Annotated in this window: 22 protein-coding genes; 17 read left to right on the top strand and 5 right to left on the bottom strand. The window is 51.8% G+C overall.

Annotation, left to right across the window (positions count from 1 at the left end; all coding sequences use genetic code 11):
• Nucleotides 1-190: 190 nt before the first annotated feature.
• The gene (locus KP014_RS16950; protein WP_036598371.1) at nt 191-466 is read left to right on the top strand and encodes a hypothetical protein; all 276 of its coding nucleotides are present in this window, start codon (nt 191-193) and stop codon (nt 464-466) included.
• A gap of 48 nt (nt 467-514) precedes the next feature.
• On the opposite strand, the gene KP014_RS16955 is transcribed toward KP014_RS16950, so the two are convergent.
• A complete protein-coding gene (locus KP014_RS16955; RefSeq protein ID WP_090833959.1) occupies nt 515-1861 on the bottom strand; it encodes a TrkH family potassium uptake protein in 1347 nt (448 codons plus the stop codon).
• 158 nt (nt 1862-2019) lie between these two features.
• Here KP014_RS16955 and KP014_RS16960 point away from each other — a divergent pair, with 158 nt between their 5' ends.
• From KP014_RS16960 to KP014_RS16970, 3 genes are read left to right on the top strand one after another with little or no spacing between them, the layout of a single operon-like run.
• The gene (locus KP014_RS16960) at nt 2020-2373 is read left to right on the top strand and encodes a VOC family protein (RefSeq protein WP_025694385.1); all 354 of its coding nucleotides are present in this window, start codon (nt 2020-2022) and stop codon (nt 2371-2373) included.
• Nucleotides 2374-2383: 10 nt separating this feature from the next.
• Nucleotides 2384-2830: a GNAT family N-acetyltransferase gene (locus tag KP014_RS16965; protein WP_246590522.1), complete on the top strand. Its 447-nt coding sequence runs from the start codon at nt 2384-2386 to the stop codon at nt 2828-2830.
• Between the two features lie 35 nt (nt 2831-2865).
• A complete protein-coding gene (locus KP014_RS16970) occupies nt 2866-3393 on the top strand; it encodes a GNAT family N-acetyltransferase (protein WP_090833960.1) in 528 nt (175 codons plus the stop codon).
• Between the two features lie 92 nt (nt 3394-3485).
• Here KP014_RS16970 and KP014_RS16975 read toward each other — a convergent pair whose 3' ends face one another.
• The gene (locus KP014_RS16975) at nt 3486-4808 is read right to left on the bottom strand and encodes a hemolysin family protein (protein ID WP_036603744.1); all 1323 of its coding nucleotides are present in this window, start codon (nt 4806-4808) and stop codon (nt 3486-3488) included.
• Nucleotides 4809-4953: 145 nt separating this feature from the next.
• On the opposite strand from KP014_RS16975, the gene KP014_RS16980 reads away from it, so the two are divergent.
• Together KP014_RS16980 and KP014_RS16985 are read left to right on the top strand one after the other, a co-directional pair.
• Complete coding sequence (locus KP014_RS16980; RefSeq protein ID WP_036603747.1) at nt 4954-5688, top strand: DUF1836 domain-containing protein; 735 nt, start codon at nt 4954-4956, stop codon at nt 5686-5688.
• An 82-nt stretch (nt 5689-5770) separates the two neighbouring features.
• Nucleotides 5771-6982, top strand: a complete 1212-nt coding sequence (locus tag KP014_RS16985; protein ID WP_090833961.1) for an MFS transporter — start codon at nt 5771-5773, stop codon at nt 6980-6982.
• A gap of 23 nt (nt 6983-7005) precedes the next feature.
• Here the strand turns inward: KP014_RS16985 and KP014_RS16990 are convergent, their stop codons facing one another.
• Nucleotides 7006-7839, bottom strand: a complete 834-nt coding sequence (locus tag KP014_RS16990) for an alpha/beta fold hydrolase (protein WP_036603751.1) — start codon at nt 7837-7839, stop codon at nt 7006-7008.
• Nucleotides 7840-7939: 100 nt separating this feature from the next.
• On the opposite strand from KP014_RS16990, the gene KP014_RS16995 reads away from it, so the two are divergent.
• From KP014_RS16995 to KP014_RS17005, 3 genes are read left to right on the top strand one after another with little or no spacing between them, the layout of a single operon-like run.
• Entirely contained in the window at nt 7940-9820 is a 1881-nt protein-coding gene (locus KP014_RS16995) for a TerB N-terminal domain-containing protein (protein ID WP_090833962.1), read from the top strand.
• 8 nt (nt 9821-9828) lie between these two features.
• Complete coding sequence (locus KP014_RS17000; protein WP_036588780.1) at nt 9829-11148, top strand: ATP-binding protein; 1320 nt, start codon at nt 9829-9831, stop codon at nt 11146-11148.
• Nucleotides 11145-13340 (top strand): DEAD/DEAH box helicase, encoded by a 2196-nt coding sequence (locus KP014_RS17005; RefSeq protein WP_090833963.1) that lies wholly within the window; start codon nt 11145-11147, stop codon nt 13338-13340. Before KP014_RS17000 ends, KP014_RS17005 begins: the two co-directional genes overlap by 4 nt.
• Before the next feature lie 93 nt (nt 13341-13433).
• On the opposite strand, the gene KP014_RS17010 is transcribed toward KP014_RS17005, so the two are convergent.
• Nucleotides 13434-14510 (bottom strand): permease, encoded by a 1077-nt coding sequence (locus KP014_RS17010; protein ID WP_090833964.1) that lies wholly within the window; start codon nt 14508-14510, stop codon nt 13434-13436.
• A gap of 164 nt (nt 14511-14674) precedes the next feature.
• On the opposite strand from KP014_RS17010, the gene selD reads away from it, so the two are divergent.
• Both selD and mnmH read left to right on the top strand, forming a co-directional pair.
• Complete coding sequence (gene selD / locus KP014_RS17015; protein WP_036599206.1) at nt 14675-15724, top strand: selenide, water dikinase SelD; 1050 nt, start codon at nt 14675-14677, stop codon at nt 15722-15724.
• Nucleotides 15725-15825: 101 nt separating this feature from the next.
• On the top strand, nt 15826-16920 hold the full coding sequence (mnmH, locus tag KP014_RS17020) for a tRNA 2-selenouridine(34) synthase MnmH (protein ID WP_051500361.1): 1095 nt from the start codon (nt 15826-15828) through the stop codon (nt 16918-16920).
• On the opposite strand, the gene KP014_RS17025 is transcribed toward mnmH, so the two are convergent.
• Entirely contained in the window at nt 16910-17767 is an 858-nt protein-coding gene (locus KP014_RS17025; RefSeq protein ID WP_036599208.1) for an AraC family transcriptional regulator, read from the bottom strand. The genes mnmH and KP014_RS17025 overlap by 11 nt on opposite strands.
• A 245-nt stretch (nt 17768-18012) precedes the next feature.
• Here KP014_RS17025 and melA point away from each other — a divergent pair, with 245 nt between their 5' ends.
• The 6 genes from melA (at nt 18013) to KP014_RS17055 (ending at nt 24803) form a co-directional block, all read left to right on the top strand.
• The gene (gene melA / locus KP014_RS17030) at nt 18013-19311 is read left to right on the top strand and encodes an alpha-glucosidase/alpha-galactosidase (RefSeq protein WP_036599210.1); all 1299 of its coding nucleotides are present in this window, start codon (nt 18013-18015) and stop codon (nt 19309-19311) included.
• Nucleotides 19312-19392: 81 nt separating this feature from the next.
• Entirely contained in the window at nt 19393-20208 is an 816-nt protein-coding gene (locus tag KP014_RS17035) for a DUF2935 domain-containing protein (RefSeq protein WP_036599212.1), read from the top strand.
• Between the two features lie 232 nt (nt 20209-20440).
• Nucleotides 20441-21325 carry a cation diffusion facilitator family transporter gene (locus KP014_RS17040; protein ID WP_090833965.1) on the top strand — a complete coding sequence of 295 codons (885 nt, stop codon included), beginning with the start codon at nt 20441-20443 and terminating at the stop codon, nt 21323-21325.
• 41 nt (nt 21326-21366) lie between these two features.
• A complete protein-coding gene (locus KP014_RS17045; RefSeq protein ID WP_036605135.1) occupies nt 21367-22185 on the top strand; it encodes an endonuclease/exonuclease/phosphatase family protein in 819 nt (272 codons plus the stop codon).
• 205 nt (nt 22186-22390) lie between these two features.
• A complete protein-coding gene (locus KP014_RS17050; protein ID WP_090833966.1) occupies nt 22391-24301 on the top strand; it encodes a heavy metal translocating P-type ATPase in 1911 nt (636 codons plus the stop codon).
• Nucleotides 24302-24503: 202 nt separating this feature from the next.
• Entirely contained in the window at nt 24504-24803 is a 300-nt protein-coding gene (locus KP014_RS17055) for a metal-sensing transcriptional repressor (protein WP_036597180.1), read from the top strand.
• Nucleotides 24804-24869: the final 66 nt, after the last annotated feature.

Below are 24869 nucleotides of genomic sequence, written 5' to 3' on the forward strand. Positions count from 1 at the left end.
TATCCTCCATCTATTTCCAAATTAAGCTTATCGAGTATTGTAATAAATTATTAACCGCCGGATGAAAAAAGTCAATCAGGGCTGTAATGCGGGCTTTGGGCGGGCAACAATGATATACTGAAAGAGAATTTCGAAGCTCTCGCCAAAGATGGCTGGGGATTCCCTGAACTAATGAAAGGAAGGAAGCTGCATGAGCGTAGTCGTTACGGAAGCGGCCATGCGCCGCGATGAGGAAGGAAACTATGTGGGGAGGACCGTATTCACCCTGGAGGGCCACTCTGCCCCCTATGAAATTACATTCTACAGCAAAAGGGGCAAAGAATGGGATTACAGCCTGAGCTTTGCAGGTGAGCCCGGCAGCGAGGAACAGTTCCTGGAGCTGGATGCTAAGCTGGAGGAAGATGACGAGCTGTTCGATCAATTGCTGGATGCGGCTTTGGACGCGGAGGATTCAGGGTTGAATTAAGCGGGCACGCAAAAGAAAGAACGGCGGTTCGCCCGCCGTCCGTATTTACTATCCGATCATAAGATGCCCTTCGGGATGGCGGTACAGTTCCTTGCCTTTGGTCGGCCTAAGGGCATATGCCAGCGTCAGCGGTCCGGTCCGTCCCATGAACATCAGAATAATGATGAGAATTTTCCCGATGGTCGTAAGTTCCGTTGTCAGCCCCATTGTAAGCCCGGAGGTTCCAAACGCGGATACCGCCTCGAACATGACCGCAAGGAAATCGGCTTTCTCGGTAATGGACAGGAGCATCGTTGCGGTAACCACAAGGAGCAGAGAGAGCAGCGTCATGGTTATGGCACGGTAGACGTTCTCCTTGGACAGACGATGCCGGAACAGAACAACATCCTCTTTGCCGCGAATACGCGAGTATACGGCGGCGATGAGCAGGGCGAATGTCGTCAGCTTGATCCCCCCGCCGGTCGAGCCCGGGGCCGCGCCGATGAACATCAGCAGAATAATCAGGAATTGAGTGGATTCTCTAAGCTTATATATATCAATAGTCGTGACCCCGCCGGAACGGGGAGTAATAGCTTGTAAAATAGAAGCCATAACCTTTCCGCCGGGATGCAGCGGCTTCAGCGTATGATAGATCTCCAGCCAGAAAAATAATCCCGCGCCGGCAGCGATCAGAATAAGCGAGGTCGACAGAACCACTTTGGAGTGCAGGGTAAGCCTTCTCCGTTTGCGGAAATCGATCACATCGGACAATACGATAAAGCCAATGCCGCCCAGAAAAATGAGCAATATAGCCGTGATATTTACCACCGGATCTTCCGCATACCGCGTCAAACCGCTGAACGGTCCGTGTACATCGCCAAAGAGGTCGAAGCCGGCATTATTAAAAATGGAAATGCTATGGAATATCCCGTAGTATATTGCTTTGCCTGCCGACATGTCCTTAAGAAATCTCAGCGCCAGTACGGACGCTCCGGCAAGCTGAATTACAAGCGAATAAATCAGAACCCGGCGAATGAGGAGGACGATCCCCTGCATGGAGTTCTGGTTCATCGACTCCTGCAGCAAAAGCCGCTCTTTAAGTGATATCCGCCTATTGAGCACAAGCGTAACCAGCGTCGCCATCGTTACGAAGCCAAGACCCCCGAACTGGAATAGCACGAGAAGCACAATCTGGCCGAAGGTCGTAAGTCCCGTGCCGGTATCGATAACGGCCAGCCCGGTCACGCATGTAGCGGAGGTCGCCATAAACAGCGCGTCGATCCACGAAATACGGCCGTTCGCCGATGAAATGGGAAGAGACAGCAGCACGGTACCTGTGCCGATTAGCAGAATAAAGCCGAGTGCAAGAATTTTGGGCGGAGTCAGACGCAGCCCGCCGTAGGATAAATTGGCCATAAGTCATTCTCCCGGTATCAATGTTTGGTCCATGCATTGTGACAAATTATATCATAATATTATGCGGTTCCCCTAAGCAATCGGCAGGAAATGACATTATTATATCGAAAGTAACTTTAGGAATCTCCAATTCCCATCTTTCAAAGGGGGTAATGACGGTGAACAGTCCCATCCTGAACAAAATCGGTGCTGTTTTTGTTCCGGTCAGCGATATTGAGAGGTCAAAAGAATGGTATTGCCGTCTTCTAGGTTTACCGCTTGACGATGAAATATTGTTCGGACATTTGTTCGTGATCCCGATGGATGGTCCTGCCATTGTGCTTGACAGCAAAATTTTCACGATGGAAAGCGTGCTGAACACACCATTATTTCACCTGAATACCAACGATATTGACGCCGCTTACGATTTTGTGAAGCAGAGCGGAGCCGAGATACTGACCGATATTGAGCATGATCATTGGTTCAATTTTAGAGACCCGGACGGTAATGTGCTGATGATCTGTCGCAGCTAGGAGGTCTATTTTGATAAAAAAAAGCTTCATCATCAGGGAAGCCGTACCGGAGGACGCCTGCGGGGTCGAGACGTTGTACCGTCTCCTGCTTCCGGATCATCCGGGTATTGAAGTATTGCCCGATCGGATAAACCAGATAGCGGTGAATCCGGACAGCTTCTTGTTCGTATGCGAAGAAGATAATCGGATCATTGGTACGGTGCATCTGCATATCTGTATGGATGCGCTCAGCGGCTGCCGCCCTTTCGCTGTTGTGGAAAGGGTGATCGTGTCTCCTGACATGCAGGGAAAAGGCTGTGGCGCGGCTTTAATGAGATATGCAGAGCAGACAGCCACCGAACGCGGCGCACTCAAAATCATGCTGTCCAGCGCCTCCCGAAGAGAGGAAGCGCATCTCTTTTACGCCGCGCTTGGCTATGATGGGGAAGGAAGCAAGCTTTTTAAGAAATATCTCTAAATAATAGATGATCAAACGATGGGAAGTGTACACTGGTGGAAGTAACTTTCAGAGAGCTGGTTCCCGGCGATGCCGAGGAGCTTCTTCGTCTGCAGCATAGCCTGGATAAAGAAACAGACTTTATGCTATTGGAACCTGGGGAGCGGCAAACCGACTTGCGGCAGGTTCAGGAAATGATCGATGGATTTGCCCAGTCCAAGACATCCAATCTGATTGGAGCTGAGGTGGACGGACAGCTGGCTGGCTTTGTCTTAGCTAGAGGAGGCACTGTAAACCGCAACCGTCATAGCGCTTATCTCGTAATGGGGCTGCTGAAGCGGTATCAGGGAATGGGTGTGGGCAGCGGACTGCTGCGGGGGCTTATAGCCTGGGCTGAAGAGCGCGGTCTCGTTCGGCTGGAGCTTACTGTTATGAAGCATAACAACCGGGCCATTGCTTTGTACACCAAATGCGGCTTTACCGCCGAGGGGACCAAAGTGAAGTCGCTTAAGGTAAACGGCGCTTGGGTGGATGAACTCTATATGAGCAAAATTATCGGCGGCGCCGCACAGGAGAATACATAGGACCCGATTACCCGATAATACGAAGCGGCCCGCTCTACACATGAGAACGGGCCGCATTTGTCATTGTATGATTAGAACTCAGATCCGACTTTTTATGTGAGGGATTCCTCCATCGTCTGCTCGTGATTTGACCGGATCGCGATTTCCACCTTGCGGATGCGGTGACGGTTCATTTCACGAACGATAAGCTTGCTATGCCCCTGAGCGATTTCTTTGCCGACAGCAGGCTCTTCGAGATGGCTGTACAGCCATCCGCCGATCGTGGTCACTTCGTCATCGTCAAGATCCAGGCCGGTTAGTTTGCGAACCTCGGGAAGTGACACTTTGCCGTCCACCAAGTAATGGGATTCACCGAGCTTTTCCACATTTTTGCGTTCATCTGCGTCAAATTCATCCCGAATCTCGCCCACGATCTCTTCCAGAATGTCCTCAATCGTAATCAGTCCGGAGGTTCCGCCGTATTCATCAAGCAGGAGAGCGATATGAACTTGTTCCCTCTGCATGCGCGTCAGAAGCGTCTTAACAGGTGTAACCTCGGAAACGGTCATGACAGGATGAATAAGGTCTTTGAAATTGAAAGCGGGATTATTGTCATATTTGAGATACCATTGCTTTGTATTGATCATCCCGACGATATTGTCCTTATTGCCATCCGCTACCGGAAAGCGGGTATACTGCTCTTTACGGATAATATCCAGGTTCTCTTGCAGCGAATTATTGGTATAAAGGCAAACCATATCGGTACGCGGAACCATGATTTCACGGGCCAGCATTTCATCAAAAGCAAAAATGCGGTTTACATACCCGTATTCAGCTTTGTTAATCTTGCCGCTCTCATAGCTCTCGGACAAAATCAGTCGGATTTCTTCCTCAGAGTGCGCCTCTTCATGCTCGCTGGCCGGCTTCATCCCGAACAGGCGAACCAGAAGATTGGCAGAGCCGTTAAGCAGCCAGATTAAAGGAAACAGGATACGATAGAACAAAATAATCGGTTTGGCGGTCAGCAGACTGATTTCTTCGGCTTTGTTGATGGCTGCGGTCTTCGGTGCGAGTTCGCCGATAACGACATGCAGAAATGTCGCAATAAAGAAAGCAAGCACGAATGACAGGACATGGCTTAATTCGCTGCCGATGCCGGCCCAGTGGAAGAACGGATAGAGCAGTTGGTCAAAAGCGGGCTCCGCAAGAGCACCGATGCCCAGGGCAGTAATGGTGATGCCGAGCTGGCAGGCGGACAGATATCCGTCCAGATTAGCGGAAACCTTTTGAACGGCAACCGCATTTTTACGTCCTTCAAGCACCATTTGGCTGATCCGGCTTCCCCGTAGTCGCACAATTGCAAATTCCGTAGCTACAAAAAAAGCGGTAAAAACAATCAAAACTGCCACCAACGTCAAACTAAGTCCTATACCCATATAATCGGTACCATCCCTTTCCTTCGTAAAATAGGTTATACTCAAATTATGAGTTCATATGAACTTATTTTACGAACTTTTCGGTTATATTTCAAATCTCCTGCATTAAACTATGAAGTCCATGATTAAAGGAGGGCTGACTGCTATGGAATCTTTTACATTGACCCGCGTGGAGATGTCCTCGCTTCTGCTTTCGCTTACCGGAACGTCCGGTCACACTCCGCTGCATATTTTGCAGGAAGCGTGGACAAAGCTTCATCAACGGGAGATGAGAGAGGGGTCTTCACTTAACGCGTTCTTGTCCACAAATATTCCTGTGATTTTGCAAAAAATAATTAAAGGCGGGAAGGCAAAAGGTCTGTCCCTCCAGGAAATTGCCGCGCTCGGAGCGCTAATAGAGTATTCCACAATTTCCATTACCGCTATGCAGAACTGGGTGAAACGAGATTTCAAAGAATATCTGGGCGCGCCGCTTGAGGGGAAAAAGTATTCGATCAACCAGGCGGCTATGCTGTTTATGATCGAGGATCTGAAATCATCGCTCGACTTCCGGAGTATTAACCGGCTCTTCCGCATGCTGTTCCTGAAGCCGGAACGGGACGATGACGATCTGCTTGTGCCTGTTCAATTGTACGGCGCTTATGCCTTATTGTTTGAAGAGAACAGGGACAGCGCCGAACTTCAACAGGACAAGCCCTGGGGGAGAGAAAGATTGGCCCAGGCCGCCGAGACGGCTGTAAACCGGCTGTCCCACCTGAACCGTCCTCAAAGGGAAACCGTGCGAAACTCGCTTCTAGTCGCTGCGGTCTCGGTTCAAGCCTGTTATTTTCAGACGTTGGCCAAGCAGTATTTCAATGCCTCCCTGTTTTTGGATTTCTAGTGCTGCTATTAAATGACGGGTTTCAATCCAAATAGGGAAGATTATATACAATTACGAAGAGGGAACAGAGGGGGATGTTAGCATGGGAGCAAATACATTGCTAAAAAAACCGAAGCAGCGCAAGCTGCTCTTCAGCGCGGGCCTGAGCTGGATGTTCGACGCCATGGACGTAGGCATGATTTCTTTTGTCGTCGCGGCGCTTGCCAAGGAGTGGAGTCTTAAATCGGAACAAATTGGCCTGCTGACCAGCATCAACTCGCTTGGAATGGCAGCGGGAGCGGCGGCTGCGGGCATACTGGCCGACAGATACGGACGGAAAAATATTTTGCTCTGGACGCTGGTCATCTTCTCAGCAGCCACCGGGTTGTCGGCACTGGCCGCAGGGTTTGCCATACTATGCGTGCTGCGTTTCATCGCAGGTTTCGGGCTTGGCGGGGAACTGCCTGTCGCGTCTACGCTCGTATCCGAGAGCGTAGAGCCCGCCGAGAGAGGGCGCGCGGTCGTTCTGCTCGAAAGCTTCTGGGCGCTGGGCTGGATTGCTTCCGCGCTGATCGCTTATTTCGTTATTCCATCGTACGGCTGGCGGCTTGCTCTCGTTATCGGGGCGGTTCCTGTGCTTTATGCCCTTTATCTGCGGCGGGCCATCGACGATTCTCCCCGGTTTGCAGGAATCCGCAGGGCGCCCGTTCCGTTCAAGGAGCGGTTCGCTTCGGTATGGTCGGCGGATCACCGCAAGTCAACCGTTATGCTCTGGATACTGTGGTTTACGGTTGTCTTCTCCTACTACGGAATGTTCTTATGGCTGCCGCCGGTGATGGTGCTGAAAGGCTTCAGCCTTGTAAGGAGCTTTGAATACACGCTGATCATAACGCTGGCACAGCTTCCCGGTTATTTTACCGCCGCCTATTTCATTGAGAAGTTCGGGCGGAAATTCGTGCTCGTCGTGTACCTGTTCTGTACCGCCGTCAGCGCGGCCTGGTTCGGCTTCGCCTCATCCGAGGGGATGCTGATCGCCGCAGGAATCTGCCTGTCGTTCTTCAATCTGGGCGCATGGGGCGGAATGTACGCCTATACTCCGGAGCTGTATCCGACGGCTGTCCGCTCGACGGGTGTCGGAATGGCCGCGTCTTTTGGCCGGATCGGCGGCATTATCGCTCCATTGCTTGTCGGTGTGCTTGTTGGACATTCCGTCGGCATTTCGTCCATTTTCCTGCTGTTCTTCGCTACGATTATCGTAGGCGCCGCAGCCGTACTGTTTCTTGGCAGGGAAACGAAAGGTACCGAACTGATGTAATTTTTATAGCAGGGCAGTAAAACTCATGTTTTTTTCAATAATTCATCGAAGTATCCATAAAATTCTTCTTTGTTTGCTAAATGAACATTGTGGTCGGGATGCGACACTTCATGGGCAAGGCAATTGGGGATTAGAGATTGCATTTTAACAAAATCTTCGTCAGATACTGCATCATTGTCCTTTGCTCTGATTAATAACACCGGACACTTTATGCTCGGTAATAGATGGAACCAATTTACATCATACGCAATACCGGCAGCCATAGCCTGAGAACTAAACATCATCTGATATCCGTCTACCGTTTCGACCAAACTATTCATGAAATATTGATAGCTCAAATTCGAATCCATGGCTTGCCGAATAAAATCTTGGGCTTCAGTTAAGCTGGAAAATGGTAATGGCCAATCCTTCGTCAAAGGGTCTATGGTTGGGATTTGATCTAACGGCGGTAGGTTTGATTTGGCTGGTCCGGATGCGGATCTGTCAAGTATTGCTAATGCTTTTACGAACTTAGGATATAACGCCGTTAAATATCCAGCTACTCGTCCACCCATCGAATGGCCTACTAAAATGACCGAATCTATCTTTAAAAAAACTAATAGTTCAGTTATGTCCTCAGCCATTTCTTCAGCCGTATATTTCGAAATAGGTTTACTGCTCAATCCGTGTCCTCTTTGATCCGGTGCGATGATTCTGTATTGCTGCCCATAATGCTCCATAAAATCAACCCAGGTTTCAGCTCTTCCCCATCTTCCATGAAGACAAAGAATCGTTGGCCCATCGGTTTTGGTATCCAAATAAAACAGATCGATGCTCTTCAACTTCGCAATGTTTCTGTGGATTTTGGTTTTTTCCATATTATTCACTCCCATATTTGTCTTAATTTATTTCTGCTACTAATTATAATCCGAATAAATGTTCCCATAGTAGGAATCATATCATATAATTCATGATATAATGGGAGGAACTAAATGGGCGGTTCTTGTACTGCCGGCAATGGAGCGGGATGGATCGATGAGCTATGACAACAAGCCGCATTTCTCGGAGCTAACCTGGGAAGGCGATGAAAAAAATATGGCGGTGCCTTCGCGCGAAGACGTTCGGGCGGAGGAAGCGAAACGAGCGGCTGAAAGGGACAAGAATCGGAGCTTGGCGGAAAAAAGCCGGAATCTGACCGAGAGGCCTGAGCAGCTGAAGCTGTGGGATTTGGAGCTTCCAGGTCGCAGGGAAGGGAAGCATGACGGTCGCATAGGCGCGGCTGTGCCCCGAAGAGTCGAGACTGTACATTCAAAAGGGGGCGCCCCCCGTAAAGAGATACAGTCATATGAGGATCGGAATCATATTGCATCGGCGATGGAATCCCGGAAGGAGCAGCCCATGGCCGGCCGGGAGACTTCATCTCGGATGAATCGGTCTGTAACGGAACTTCCGACGTATCCGTCTACCGATCCCGCCAGGGATGACGAACCGGCTTCCGTCTCCCGGCCGGCTACGACGGAAAGCCAGTTCGTAGAGCGTGCTAGAGAGCTGGCCAATTATACCGAGGCGTCGGCTGATTTCGTCAAGTTCAAGAGCTACTGGCCAACCTATGGGCACATGACCGGTCCGCAGACTAAATGGTACTTTTATTGGCGGAATGAAGTACGTCACGGCCGTTATCCCGAAACCGATCTGTCTTATATTTTTCTGCATGTATATGAGCTGATCAATGGTGTCGGCTGGGATACGCCGCTGAACGGCTATGAACAGCTATCCGGATTATGGGAAGCGTACCGCGGCACCTTCAAACGTCTGGATCACTATCTAGGGGGCTGGATTGCGGATTTCTCCTTTATCCACGAATTGAATATTCCGCTGCGGGAAATTGTCGTCCGGGCCAAAGGTCTGGGCGGAGACTTGGCGGAACTGGAGCTGGCGCGCTGCCTTACGTCTACGCCGGAGCAGCTGACTTTGCCCGCACTGTCGCTGATGTCGGACTATGATATAACCAAATCGAAGTTCTACGCGGGTCCGGGGAATGAAACATTGGAACGCTTTGTTCCGAAGGTAGTGGCCCTAGTCGATGCTTATGTAAAGCGCAAGCACGGTACTTCGCTGCTTGAAATGTTCCCCCCGGACCCTCCGGTGACAAGGGAGCGCTACTTATTCCGCAGTGCCGTCTACGATATTTCCCTGTACGGTTATTCCATCCTCGTTCCTGTCATCCGCATCAGCAAATCCCCGCCGCTGCGGAGCCTGGTTACCCGTCTGTTTCGGCTTACGGAGAATAAGCTCCGCGCGCTGATGGACTTTCGGGGCCGCCTAAAGGGGATAACCATAGACAAAGACATCGAGGAGCTTGTCAGCAAATTCCTAGAACGGGAATTCCGCAAGGCGGAACGGGAAGAGAAAGGGCCGGATATTGTTATTGACAGGGACAGGCTGGAACAGCTGCAAAGCGACTCGAATGTCGTCCGTCAACTGCTGACGGTGGAAGAACCGGCAGAGGAGAAGCCCTCCGTTGATTGGTCTGTGACAGACCTGTCAACTGTGGAGGCGTGGATTCCGAAAAAGCAGGAGCCGGCGGAGGAGCTTCAGGCATCAGAGAGCGGGGCTAGAAACGAATGGGAAGCATTGGCCGAGGCGCTTAGTCCTTTGCAGCTTGAAGCTGTGCTGGCTCTGTCCGGACCGGAAGGCCCGGATGCGCTGCACAGACTGGCCGCTGCTCACGCGGCGCTGCCCGACCTGCTGATTGACGAAATTAACGAAATCGCTATGGATCTGCTTGGCGACCTGCTAATCGACGGCGAAGAGCTCTCGCCCGAATATGCATCCATGCTGCACTTTTTTAAGAGGTGAGACCTGAAATGAACGAACTTAAAATACCTAGAAGAATGACAACGGCACTGGTCAATTCCCTTACGGCAGGCGTTGTTCCCCGCATCGGGCTGGAGCATGTCGCCGTCGGCCGCCGCGCGGAGATCGAATCGATTCTGTGCGATCTTGACAACATTGCCGAAGGAGGCGCAGCCTTCAAACTCATTACGGGCAAATACGGCAGCGGCAAAAGCTTTCTGCTGCAGATGATCCGCAATTACGCGATGGACCGCGGCTTCGCAGTTGCCGACGCGGATCTGTCTCCCGAGCGGAGACTGGTCGGCACCAAAGGACAGGGACTGGCTACTTATAAGGAGCTGTTGAGCCACTTGTCCACCCGAACCCGCCCGGACGGCGGAGCGCTGGAAGCTATTCTGCAAAAATGGATTTCTTCTCTTCAGCAGAAGATTATGCAGGAACAGGGGATAGACCCCGGGAATACGGCTTTTGCCGCCGAAGTCGAGAAGGAAATTTATGCCGTCGCATCGGATATGCGCAGTCTTGTACACGGCTTCGACTTCGCCAAGGTGCTGGCGGCTTACTGGAACGGCCACAAGCTTGGAGACGAAGACCTTAAGCAGGACGCGCTGCGCTGGCTTCGCGGCGAATTCGCCACACGCACGGAATCCCGCAAGGCGCTGGGCGTCGGCGTCATTATCGATGACGACAACTGGTACGACTATATGAAGCTGTGGGCGGAATTTTCCGCAGCCATTGGCTACAAGGGGCTGCTGCTGTTCATCGATGAAGGCGTCAATCTGTATAAAATTACGAACAGCGTGTCAAGGCAGAGCAACTATGAGAAGCTGCTGACCATGTTCAATGACACGATGCAGGGTAAGGCGGAGCATCTCGGGATATTTCTCGGCGGAACGCCGCAGTTTGTCGAGGATCACCGGCGCGGACTGTTTAGCTACGAGGCGCTGCGGTCCAGACTTGTGGCTGGCCGGTACGGATTCGCTGCTCCGGGCAATTTTTCAGGGCCGATCATTCCGCTCGAGATGCTGTCTTCCGAAGAAATTCTCGTTCTGCTGCAAAGGCTGAGGGATATCCATGCGCTGCATTACGGCTATCCGTCCGCGTTGACCGATGAACAGCTTGTGCATTTTATGGAGGAAGCCTCGTCGAGACTCGGAGCGGAAGAACTGTTGACGCCCCGTGAGCTCGTGCGCGATTTCATGGATTTGCTGCATACGCTGCACGGCAATCCGGAAGCCTCCTTTGCGAGCCTCGTTGGAGAACGGACCGGAAAGTCCGATAAAGGCAAGGACCCATCGATGGACGATCTGCTGGCGGAGTTTGAGCTATGAGCGACAATCCGTTCTATCGGTTGGCGCCGTTTATCAAAGAGTTTATTTACAAAAACCGCTGGGAGACGCTGCGCGAAGCGCAGGTGGACGCCTGCCGGGTGCTGCTGGAATCGCCGGATCATCTGCTGATTGCATCGGGAACCGCATCCGGTAAGACGGAGGCGGCTTTTTTCCCTGCGCTGACGGAACTTTACGAGAAACCCTCTTCTTCGGTAGGGATACTATATATCGCCCCGCTCAAGGCGCTGATCAACGACCAATTTGCCCGGTTGAACGACCTGCTGCTGGAAGGCGGCATTCCTGTATGGCATTGGCATGGCGATGTGCCGCAGGCCGAGAAGACGAAGCTGATGAAGAATCCCTCCGGTGTGCTTCAGATTACCCCCGAGTCGCTGGAAGGCCTGCTGATGAACCGTCCGAATGCCATTCCGGCGCTGTTCGGTGATCTGCGCTTTATCATTATCGACGAAGTGCATGCCTTTATGGGCGCCGACCGGGGAATCCAGGTGCTCAGCCTCCTGACAAGAATCTCCCGCATGGCGGGCTGTTCGCCGCGCCGAATCGGGCTTTCGGCCACGCTCAGCGATTATGACACCGCCACGCGCTGGCTTGCCGCAGGGACGCGGGAGCAGGTGCAGGTATCCGCGCCGCAGGGCGGAAGGAAGCTGCGCTTAAGCATCGAGCATTTTTCTTTTCCCGATGCCAGGGACGAGAAGCAGTCCGAGCAGCTGGAGCTTGCCCGCAAGGCGTATTATGACTATATTTACGACCATACCAGGCTCAAAAAAGCGCTTATCTTCACCAACAGCCGTACCGATGCGGAAACGGCGATCCTTGAAATGAGGCGCATCGCGGCGAAGCGCCAGGAACCGGACGTGTTCCACGTCCACCACGGCAGTATTTCCGCGATGCTGCGGGAGGAGGCGGAGGCCGCGCTCCGCGAGGGCCCCGGTGCGGCGGTCGCCGCAGCGACGCTCACGCTGGAGCTGGGCATCGATCTTGGCGAGCTGGAGCGGGTCATGCAGCTCGGGGCGCCTTACAGCTGCTCCAGCTTTGTGCAGCGGCTGGGCCGTTCGGGCCGGCGGGGCGACGCCGCCGCGGAGATGATGTTCGTCACGCCGGAGGAAGAAGACGAAGAAGCGCAGCTGCCGGCGCGCATGCCCTGGACCCTGCTCCGGGCAATCGCCGTTATTGAGCTGTATGTGCGGGAGAGATGGGTCGAGCCTCTATCGGTCCGGCAAATGCCGGTCGGGCTGCTGTACCATCAGACGATGAGCATCCTCAAGAGCATGGGCGAGGCTGAGCCGGAGGATCTCCGCGATGCCGTTCTCTCCCTCCCTTCTTTTAAAGGGTTCAGCGAAGATGATTATGATGCCTTTATGGCTTACCAGCTTGGACTGGGTCAGATTAAGCAAATGGACGAAGGCAGTCTATTGATCGGACTTGGAGGAGAGAAAATCGTAAACAATTTCCGCTTTCTGGCTGTCTTCAAGGACGATGAGGAGCATGTCGTATATAACGGCACGGAAGAAATCGGCTCAATTACGACCGTGCCACCGCCGGGTTACTGCTTCACGCTGGCTGGCAAGCTGTGGAAGGTGGAAGAGGTCGACAACCGCCACAAGGCGGTGTATGTGAAGTCATCACGCGGCAAAGTCGATACGTTGTGGCTTGGCGCGGGCGGCGACGTGCATACCCGGATTATGACCAAAATCCGGGAAATTCTTGGCGATTCGGCCCTGTACCCGTATCTCGCGCCGAGAGCGGCGGCCCGGCTCGAACGGGCACGGCGGCTGGCGCGGGAGAGCGGGCTGCTTCAGCGCTCCGTGCTTCCGGCAGGAGGGGACTCGCTGTTCATTTTGCCCTGGGCGGGCAGCCGGACATTCCGCACGCTGGAGCGGCTGCTGAAGCATCAGCTGACGCGTCCGCTAGGCCTGCGCTCGGTAGTGCCGATGGAGCCGTATTACATGGTCGTCGCTGGAAAGGCGGACGCCGACTGGCTGGAGGCTTCCATCATGGAAGCAAGCTCCGGCGGGCTCGACCCGCTTGCTCTGCTGGCGCCGGGCGAAGCCCCATACCTCGGGAAATACGACGAATGGATTCCCCAAGATCTTCTGCGCAAAGCTTTTTCCGTAGATGGACTGGATGTGCCTGGCTTCCATGAGATGGTGCAGCGATGGCGGAAGGACTGATCTCATCTAATATTACTAAAAAACTCCCGGTCCGCTGGCATCAGCAGATGGGAGTTTTTGCTTAAGGATTATTTATCTATAAATCCGAATCTGTTACAGCACTGCCGCGCCTACAGCGCCTCCGAGAATACCGGCTGCTACGACGGAGATGAAGACAAACCATACAACCCGGCGCGGAAAGGAGCGGTAAACCATAAGCAGCGAAGGCAGGCTGATGGCCGGCAGAGTCACGAGCAGCGCTCCGGCAACGCCCGCGCCGAATCCGAAGGAAAGAAAGGTTCCGATAATCGGAATTTCCGCAGCCGTCGGAATGACAAACAGGGTGCCGGCGATGGCGAAGACCAGAACGGCGAGAATACCACTGGCAATTCCGGTTCCCAGGGAAGGGAACATCCATGCCCGTGCAGCTCCCAGCAGCAGAACCGTAATGATATAGGCCGGAACAACGGCCAGCAGCATTCTAACGGCGGCGGCGGCCCAGCGGACCAGCAACGGGCCTTGCGGCGCGGAAGCTTCCACGACTGGCTTGGCCAGCGTATCGGGAACCTGCGTGTTCCCGGCGAATTTATTGGCCAGATAGCTGACACCAAACGTGAGAATCAGTCCAAATACGATTCGCATCAGTGTGAACTTCCAAGATAATACAAAGGTCATGAAAATGAGCGTTGCCGGGTTCAAGACGGGATTGCCAATCCAGAACGCAAGCGCGGCGCCTACCGATACGTTTTTCTTGCGCAGGCCGACGGCTATCGGTGCGGCACAGCATGAGCACATCATGCCGGGTAGAGAAGCAAGTCCAGCGATCGCTGTACTCTTGAAGTTAGCCTTTCCCAGAACCCGCAGCAGCCACTTGGACGGGATAAGGACCTGCACAAGCGAACCGAGCAGAATACCGAGCACAGCGGCTTTCCATACGGATTTGAAATACGCGGCTGCATAATCCAAAGCAGCTTGCAGCGAAGGTGCGGGAGCCGTGGCTTCCTTGCCGGTCATAATGGAAGAACCAATAGAATGCTCGGCAGCAGCCTTAAATGCCTTGTGATAATAGGGCCACCATTTGACATAGGAGAGTCCGGCCACGGCAATGACCAGAAAAATGACCGCAAGCGTAATGGCTTTATAGTCCTTTGGTTTATTGGAATACGTTGAACCGTTTGTTACAGGTGACATAGCGACGAATTACCCCCATCTTTTTATTTCAAATTTCATAATTATAGCATAATCAGGTATTAAGGGAAGCACTATTTTGCGCAACGTTGTTAGGATCGTGTAATATAGAAGGTACTATTGTTTTCCATTTCACGAATACTCGAAATGAAGGAGTTGGGTCTTCAATGTCTCTTGCCGAACCTATTAAACTAACCTCGTTATCCTCCAAGGGAGGCTGCGGCTGCAAAATCGGTCCCGCCGATCTGATGCAGGTTCTCCGAAATTTGCCGAAATCGGTGCCGAATCCCGATCTACTGGTCGGACTCGAAACAAGCGATGATGCGGGAGTGTACCGTCTAAGCGATGAGCTGGCGCTGGTGCAGACGGTCGATTTCTTTACGCCGATTGTTGACGATCCATACTCATTCGGCCAAATCGCCGCTGCCAATGCATTGAGCGATATCTACGCCATGGGAGGCAAGCCGCTGACCGTGCTTAATATCGTCGCATTTCCCATTTCCACACTGGATAAGAGCATTCTGGCCGATATTCTTCGCGGCGCCGCGGATAAGGTAAGCGAAGCGGGCGCTACGCTGGTAGGCGGCCATTCCATCGATGACAAGGAGCCGAAATTCGGCCTTGCCGTCACCGGACTCGTCCATCCAGACAAAGTGCGGACCAATTCCGCCGCGCGTCCAGGGGACAAACTAATCCTCACCAAGCCGATCGGGGTTGGCATTCTGACAACCTCGATTAAGAAAAGCCAGCTGTCACCCGAAGAAACAGTACGTCTGACAGCGGTCATGTCCACACTTAACAAGACGGCGGCAGAAGTCATGAGCTCGTACGAAGTCCACGCCTGCACGGACGTAACAGGCTTCGGCCTGCTCGGACATGCCTCGGAAATGGCCAAGGGAAGCGGCAACGGACTCGTAATCCGCAGGGAAGCCGTTCCGGTGCTGCCGAGAGTCCGCGAGCTGGCGCAGCAGGGCTTCGTTCCAGGCGGAACCCGCAACAATTACGCCCATCTGGAAGGCTCGATTATTTATCCGGAATCGCTGGATCAGATCGACCGCTATATTTTATGCGATGCCGTCACCTCGGGAGGGTTGCTGATCTCCGTTGCCGGGCATGACAGCGAAGCGCTGCTGAGCGATCTGGCAGCCGCAGGAGTCGAAGCCGCAATAATTGGAGAAGTTACCGCCGAGCACCCGGGGCAGATTACTGTCTTATAAAGGTCCGGTTCAGCTGTATAAGACGAGGGTATACGGTCACCGGATGCACCTGACGGCTTTGGGGTCGCATTCACAGTAGGACACAAGAAGGAGAGAGACTATTGTTTCAGGATATTACACTCGAACAGCTTCGGGCGCTGCAGGATCGTAAGCAGATGACGATCATTGACGTCCGTTCCCCCTCTGAGTACAGAGATTCTACGATTCCGGGCAGCCTGAACATTCCGCTGTTCGACGATAAGGAAAGGGCAGAGGTCGGTACGCTGTACAAGCAGACGAGCGTTCACGCGGCCAAGGACCGCGGGCTGGAGCTTGTCTCAGCCAAGCTCCCGGGTTTCATACGGAAATTCGCGGAAATCCCCGGGGACAAGACAGTATTTTGCTGGAGAGGCGGCATGCGGAGCCGGACGACGGCGACCCTGCTTTCCCTGATGGATATTCACGTCAACCGCCTAACCGGCGGGTACAAAGCCTACCGGAAATGGGTAGTAGAGTCGCTGGAGTCTTATGCTTTCAAGCCGCATTCCTATATTATTCACGGCAACACCGGGACCGGAAAAACGGCGCTGCTGCACCGTCTTCAACATAACAGTTATCCTGTGCTTGATTTGGAGGGCATCGCGGGACACCGCGGGTCGATTTTCGGACAGGTCGGACTCCAGGCGAATAATCAAAAGACCTTTGACAGTCTGCTGCTGGAGAAGCTGATCACGCTTGAACATTCGCCATATGTGCTGTTCGAGGCGGAGAGCATGCGGATTGGCAAGGTAGTAATGCCGCCGTTCATGGGCCTGCAGAAAGAGACGGGCACTCAGCTGTGGATTGAAATGCCGCTTGAATCCCGGGTAGCGCAGATCATGGAGGACTATCGCCCAGAAGAGCATCAGGAGGAAATCCTGACAGCATTCCGCAGAATTAAGTCCCGCATTCACGTGCCCATCGCGGCGGAGATTGACCGGAGTCTGGTATCAGGAAACTTCGAGAACGCGGTCCTGCTGCTGCTGGAGCATTATTATGATCCCAAATACGATTATACCTCCCTATTGTACGGCCAGCCTGAGAAGGTAACATTCAAAGTAAACCATTTGGATGAGGCGGAAGCGGCGGTGACCGCTTGGCTGCGGGAGCGCCACCCTGAGTCTTTAAATCGGGGCAATGGAAGCTGCCTTACCAATTGGACAGCATCTAACGCATAAACCCGCTGCGGTATTCGCTTGGAGACTGGCCGCACCAGTTACGGAACTGCTTGGAAAAGTAGAGCGCGTCGTTAAAGCCGACGGACGATGACACTTCATCAATCGTCAAGACTCTGCTTTCCAGCAGTTCTTTTGCTTTGTCCATCCTGATCTTCATCAGATACTGCTTCGGGGATAGCCCGGTCCGTTCCTTGAAAGCTTTGGAGAAATGGGCCCGGTGATACCCGAGAGAGGAAGCCATCTGGCTGATGCCAAGCTGCTGATGATACTGAAGCGAAATCCATCGTTTGGCCTGTTCCACCTGGCGGTCAATCATTTCCGAATGCTGAGCGGCCGTGTCCCGCAAGTCTCTGCTCGCAAGTCCTAGTCTATGGATTAACAGCCTCAGCCAGCCCGATGCTTCCAGGCTTTCCAACTCGGGAAAGGGTGATTGCTTGAAAGAATGCTTAATCCGCCGGTAGAAAGAATGGAGAGCCGAGGGGTCAGCCCCTTTTAACACAGGCTTTTCCTGTGAAAATCCCGCTTCCTTAAGAAGCCGTGAAGCACCATCTCCCTGGACCGCCGCCCACACATACTGCCAAGGCGTCTGCCGGTCCGATTCATAGCTGAACAAGCTGCCCGGCATAATAAGAAACGTATCCCCTGCCTGACATAAATATTTATGCCCTTCGTTTACAAACACACCCTCACCGGAAAGCACGGTATGAATTAAATAATAGTCATGGACGGATGGGCCGACTTTGTGGCCTGGTTTGGGACTGCCTTCGCCGCTAAAAAGAACGGTCAGCTCTCCCTCGCCGGGATGCAGGTTAATGCCGACTTCAAATTGATAATGATCGGGATTCATTGGTTCCTCCAGCTTGAGAGATATGTGATCATAACAACAACTTTATCATAAAGATACGACAAACCTCCATATGTTCCTTTTATTCCTCCATATAAATTCCATCTGCTCTGCTCTATAGTAAATAGTGAAAAGAGGAAACGAAGTCGCGCACAAAGCTGCATTATTCTTCGGTTTTTTCAAAAATCGCCATAAAAAATATGCGCTGCGCGGCTGCAATCGCCTCAACACAAGGAGGAATAGAATCGATGTCTAAAATTACATTTATCGGAGCAGGAAGCACGGTTTTTGCCAAAAATGTATTAGGAGACTCCATGGCTACACCAGCGCTACAAGGGTTTGAGCTTGCGCTGTACGATATTGATACCCGCCGTCTGTCGGATTCCGAGAATATGCTGCTCAACTTGAAGCAAAGCGGCGGCAGCACCTGTGAAATCAAAGCCTACACCGACCGCAAAGAGGCGCTGCGCGGAGCCAAATACGTCATCAACGCGATTCAGGTGGGCGGATACGACCCCTGCACTATCACTGACTTTGAAATCCCAAAAAAATACGGCCTGCGGCAGACGATTGCCGACACCGTCGGTATCGGGGGGATTTTCCGCAACCTGCGCACCATTCCCGTTATGCTCGATTTTGCCGCGGATATCCGTGAAGTGTGTCCGGACGCGCTCTTTTTAAACTATACGAACCCGATGGCCGTGCTCACGAATGTGATGAATACGTACGGCGGTGTCCGGACGGTCGGCCTGTGCCACAGCGTGCAGGTATGCGTTCCGCATCTGTTCGAGCATCTGGGCATCGAGCAGGAAGGTGTGCAGGCGAAAATCGCCGGGATTAACCACATGGCATGGCTTCTGGAGGTTACTAAGGACGGCAAGGACCTGTATCCGGAAATTAAAAGACGCGCCGCCGAGAAACAAAAGGAACCGCATAACGACATGGTCCGCTATGAGATTATGCAGAAGTTCGGCTATTACAACACGGAATCGTCGGAGCATACGGCGGAGTATCACCCGTACTTTATCAAGCGGAACTATCCCGAGCTGATCGACCGCTTTCAGATTCCGCTGGACGAATATCCACGCCGCTGTGTGGAGCAGATCGGACGCTGGGAGCATATGCGCGAGGAGCTGGTGAACAACCGCAATCTGGAGCATGAGCGCTCCCATGAGTACGCGTCATATATCATGGAAGCCATCGAGACGAACATTCCGTACAAAATCGGCGGCAACGTCATGAACACCGGCCTCATCACCAACCTGCCAAGGGAGGCTTGCGTGGAAGTGCCATGTCTGGTGGACCGCAGCGGAATCCAGCCGACCTATATTGGGAATTTACCGCCTCAGCTTGCAGCGCTGAACCGCACAAACATCAATACCCAACTCTTGACCATTGAAGCGGCGATAACGCGCAAGAAAGAGCATATCTATCATGCGGCGATGCTCGACCCTCATACAGCAGCAGAACTGTCCATGGATGACATTGTCAGTATGTGTGATGATTTAATTGCTGCTCATGGAGATTGGCTCCCCGACTATAATTGATATTTTCGAGAAATGTCATAATGGACAATGCAATCCCATATCCCTTAAGCAGGTGATTTTTTCTGCAAAGGAGGGATATGCTTGGATGAATTCGTCGCCCGGTCATTAGATGAAATACGATTTTGGTCCAGGATCATGAAGGAGCATTCATTGTTTCTTGGGTTAGGATTTAGAGCCGAGGATACTGGGCTTAAAAACGAAGCAAACCAGTTTTACGCGATTTTTGAGGATATTGAGAGAAGATCCCACGAATTTCAGATCGGCACAGATCCTCACACAATCAAAAATTTCAATACAGAAGTGTCTATTGCGGCAACTAAGATTTGGGCGTTTAAAAGAATGGTGCTGGGCCTGATACTGCAATGTAAACTTCCCGGACAGACAAACTTCCCCTTGCTGGTGGATCATATTAGCCGGGAAGCCAATTATTTCAGAAACCGCTTAGATGAGCTTAATACAGGGAGACTCGAACCATTACCCGATGCGATTATCGATGAAAATGTCTTTTTCTTAAAGATTATGGCCGATCATGCCAAATTTATTAGTCATTTGCTTGACCCATCTGAACGGAAATTGGTCGATCAGGCGCGGGAATTTAGCAATGATTTTGATAAACTGGTGTTCCAGGCGATTGATTTAAGTTCTATGCGTCCACAATCTCAAACCGTTCCACTGCTAAGTCAATTTGTTGACGAAAACCTTGTTTCTGTAAAATCATTGCGTGATTTCAAGAAAACAGCACGTGATTTAATCGATGAATGCCGGATAAAAAGTATTATTCATCCTTTATTAGCGGATCATGTATTTCGCGAAGCCGAACGGTTCCTCTTCATTCTCGATATGTTCGATCAAGCCTTATCGGGTGCTAAGGTAAACAAAAGGGAAATTCTGCATTAATTCTTTGGTTCATACTATAGGAGAAAAAGGCGCGCTGTAATCGGCTCGTCTTTTTTTGTGCGGGCGGGAAATCGTCGGATTTGGATAGCGCAAATGTTTTTCGCTTAGGCAACTTTTTTAGTCTGGCTTTATTTATTAACCTTGATGAAAAAACGTTTCTCTAGACCCACTTATACCCAGACTGATACTATAAGCAGGTATCAAAGCGAATTGGAAGGGGCTTTATCTTAGAATGGATCAGCAAAGGTACGATAACTTGAAATTAGGTGAGCGTGGAGCAATAGTTAGTATTATAGCTTACATCTGCTTATCTGCTTCAAAATTAATTATTGGTTATGCAGCTAACTCTGAAGCATTGAAGGCAGATGGTCTGAATAATGCGACGGATATTGTTGCATCCATTGCCGTCTTAATTGGTTTACGATTAGCACGGAAACCGGCAGACGAAGATCATCCGTACGGACATTGGAAATCGGAAACCGTAGCTTCGTTAATGGCTTCTTTTATCATGATGGCTGTTGGCTTGCAGGTGCTTTATGAAGCTGTTGTTTCTATGTTTCATGGAAAGCAGCAGTCTCCTGATCTCATTTCCGCATGGACAGGGATATTTTGCGCAATTGTAATGTACTGTGTATATCGATACAACAAAAAATTGGCACTGAAAATAAACAGTCAAGCCGTTATGGCGGCTGCTAAAGACAATATTTCTGATGCATTTGTGAGTATTGGAGCGGTGGTCGGGATCATCGGTTCCCAATTTAAATTGCCTTGGCTTGATCCGCTTACGGCTGTTGCGGTTGGATTCATCATTTGTAGAACGGCTTGGGAAATTTTCTGTGAAGCATCCCATTATCTAACGGATGGTTTTGATGAGAATACGATTCAATCATTCAAAGAAACCGTATTGAAAGTAAACGGAGTTGAGGGAGTTAAAGAAATAAGAGCCAGAAATTACGGAAGCAATGCGGTCGTAGACGTTGTATTGCTCGTTGGAGCGAAACTAGAGTTTCAAGCAGCTCATGAAATCGCAACACGGGTTGAAGATGAATTAAAACGTAACTCTGATGTTTATGAAGTCCATGTTCATTATGAGCCGGCAAAAATAGCTAAGGCATAAAAAGAATTCTACATAAAAAAAGAGAAAGCCAGGGGATCGTCTTGAAAATAATGACGCTGAACGTCCACGCATGGATGGAAACCGACCAGCTTCGGAAAATAGAAGACTTGGCCGATTATATCAGGGAGCAGCAGTTTGATGCTATCGCTCTGCAGGAGGTCAATCAGTCGAAGGGAGAGGAAGCGTTATCCGCCGCGGCTTTGGACTGTTTTGTACAGGCCGAACCGGAAACGGTGATTAGACGGGATAATTACGCTTACGTTCTGCTGCAAAAGCTCGGTATCCCTTATTATTGGACATGGATACCGGTACATACGGGATTTGTTAAGTACGACGAGGGGCTGGCGATATTATCGCGCACGCCTATCACCTCCGCTTTCAGCGAGTACGTGTCGGTTGTAAGAGACTATGAGAACTACCGTACACGGAAGATTGTCGGTGTTAAAGCAGAGGCCCGCGGAGAGGAATCCTGGTTTGTAAGCGGTCATTTCGGCTGGTGGAATGATGACGTGGAGCCTTTTCGCGGACAATGGGACGCCGCGCAGACGAAACTGGATTCACTGAAGGAATATCCGGTATTTATCATGGGCGACTTCAACAATGTGGCGGAGATTCGGGACGAAGGCTATGATTACGTTGTTGAAAAAGGCTGGCACGATTTGTATGCTTCCGCTTACGTGAAAGATGACGGAGCCACAGTAACCAAGGCTATCAAGGGCTGGGACGATAATAAAAGCAAGCTGCGCATTGATTATATTTTCTCCAACCGGCAGCTTCAGGCCAAGTCCTGCCATGTCGTTATGAACGGTATTCGGGGGGCAGTCGTCTCGGATCATTTCGGGGTAGCTGTGGAGTTGTAAGGCAGGATTATACATACTGCTCATTCTTCTTGTCCGGTGAACATTCACCGGGCAATTTTTGTGTTATCACCGGACTTCCAAACGCAAATTTCGACTTTTGTCACAACTTATATGACATCACGTCTTTACAATAACCCCCAGGGGGGGATAATATGGTGAGAACAGTTCTCAATATTGGATTCATTTGGAGGAGGAAATGCTGGTTATGGGACAAGTTATGGTGGCTGAAGAAAAAGAAGACAACAAGCCTTTAAGTGCGCTGTGGGAACAGCATGGAGGCCTGATTATCGCGGCGGCCTGTCTGCTGTTCATCGGGCTCGCCTGGGTTATGGGCAGGAATGATCAGGGTATATTAGAAATCACGTTTTTCATTCTTGCCTATCTTGTCGGGGGCTACCGTAAGGCATGGGAAGGTCTGGAAACCCTGTTTAAAGAAAAAGATCTCGATGTCGACCTGTTGATGGTTGTTGCGGCGGCTGGCGCAGCGGCTATTGGTTACTGGCTGGACGGCGCCGTGCTGATCTTTATCTTTTGTCTCAGCGGTGCCCTGGAGGACTACACGATGGAGAAGACGAATCAGGATATCGCCTCCATTCTGAAGTACCGTCCGGAAGACGCGGTTCTCCTTAAGGATGGCGGCGAAGTTAAAGTCAGAGCGGCACAGCTGCAAAAAAGCGACATCGTGCTTGTCAGACCGGGCGAACGCATCCCCTGCGACGGCCATATCCTCGAAGGGCATTCGGCAGTAGATCAGTCCTCCATCACGGGCGAATCCATTCCCGTCGATCTCGCCGCCGGCGACAAGGTCTTCGCTGGAACGATTAACGGTCAAGGGGCGCTGCGGATCTATACGGATAAGGGGGCGGAAGACACGCTGCTGGCCCGGATTATCCATCTGGTGCAGGAAGCCAAGGACGAGCTGCCGCCAAGCCAGCTGTTCGTGGAGCGCTTCGAAGGTATCTATGCCAAAGCTGTTGTCACAGTTGCCCTGCTGCTCATGGTTGCCCCGCCGTTTCTCTTCGGCTGGTCCTGGGAAACGACCGTCTACCGGGCGATGATCTTTCTTGTTGTCGCCTCGCCGTGCGCGCTCGTTTCCTCAATCATGCCCGCGATTCTGTCCGGCATTTCAAACGCCGCCAGAAAAGGCGTGCTGTTCAAAGGTGGAATCCATCTGGAGCAGATGGGTGAAGTTAGCGTCGTCGCCTTCGACAAGACGGGCACATTAACCGAAGGCAAGCCGAAGCTGACCGACGTTCTGCCGTCGGGTGCCAGCAGTGAACAGGAACTGCTCACGCTCGCCGCTTCGCTGGAATATTTGTCGGAGCATCCGATCGCCAAAGCCATTGTTAATTTCGCTAAATCCGCCGGGATTCAAATGGAGCAAGCGGCGGATATGCAGGCCGTGCCTGGGATGGGCGTCAGCGGAACCGTAAGCGGCAGGAAATGCCGTATCGGCAAAAAGGAACTCCTTGCGGGCCTGGACATGGAAGACGTTAAGCTGCAGGCAGCGGACAAGCTTGAGGCGGAAGGGAAAACGGTGATCTTCGTCGAATCGGAAGGCGCTCTGATTGGCATGCTGGCGGTTCAGGATGTGATGCGCTCTGGCGTGCGGGAAGCCGTACTGAAGCTTAAGAGCATGAATAAAAAGGTTGTCATGCTTACCGGCGACGCCAAGCTCACTGCCGAGGCTATCGGCCGCGCGGCCGGCGTCGACGAAGTCTATGCCGAGCTGATGCCCGATCAGAAGCTTGCGCTGATCCGGCAGTTGACCGAGCAGTTCGGCAAGGTCGCCATGGTCGGCGACGGCGTCAACGATGCGCCCGCACTGGCGGCTTCCGCCGTCGGAGTCGCCATGGGCGCTGCTGGGACGGACGTAGCGCTGGAAACGGCGAACGTCGTGCTGATGAACGACGATATTTCCAAAATTCCGTTCGCAATCTCGCTTGGGCGGCGGACACGCAGAGTCATCCGGCAGAACATTTCCTTTGCCCTGGCCGTTATACTCATCCTGGTCATATCCAACTTCTGGGGCGAAATCAATTTGCCGTCCGGTGTAGTCAGCCATGAAGGAAGTACACTGGCCGTTATCTTAAGCGGTCTCAGACTGCTCCGCTGATCTGCCGCACTCTTAATCTGCACCTGTTCAGAGCGGGAATAACGTTCCTACAAGCAGCACCTTCCGGAGTCCGGTAATACTGGCATACTGGCAGCCGTTCCTTTATCGGCAAAATTGTCCCTGTCCATCATCTCTTGGTATAATAGCGGTATAGCAGTCATACTTGACTCATGAATAAGAGAAGGATCAAAAGAGGTGCAATATGGCACAGGAAGCCAGAAATCAAGAAGACAATCACGAGCATAAGTACCGCAAGCAGATCGTCAACCGATTGGCCCGGATTGAAGGCCACATTCGCGCCGTCAAGGAGATGACCGCAGAGGACCGGGACTGCTCCGAAGTGCTGCTGCAGATCGCTGCCGTGCAAAAGGCTTTGGACAAGGCGGCCAAGCTTCTGTTAAAGGACCATTTGGAGAACTGCGTGGTCAAAGCCGTCCACCACGGCAACGAAAGCAAAGTTCTTGAAGACTTAAACAAAGCGCTGGACAACTATATCCGTTAAGTCAAGCCCTGTCGCTAATTAGAGGACGGGGATTTTCATTTTTATAGTTCTGGCACATTATATTTA

Origin of the sequence: Paenibacillus sophorae, assembly GCF_018966525.1 — a bacterium.
Classification (GTDB): Bacteria; Bacillota; Bacilli; order Paenibacillales; family Paenibacillaceae; genus Paenibacillus_AQ; species Paenibacillus_AQ sophorae.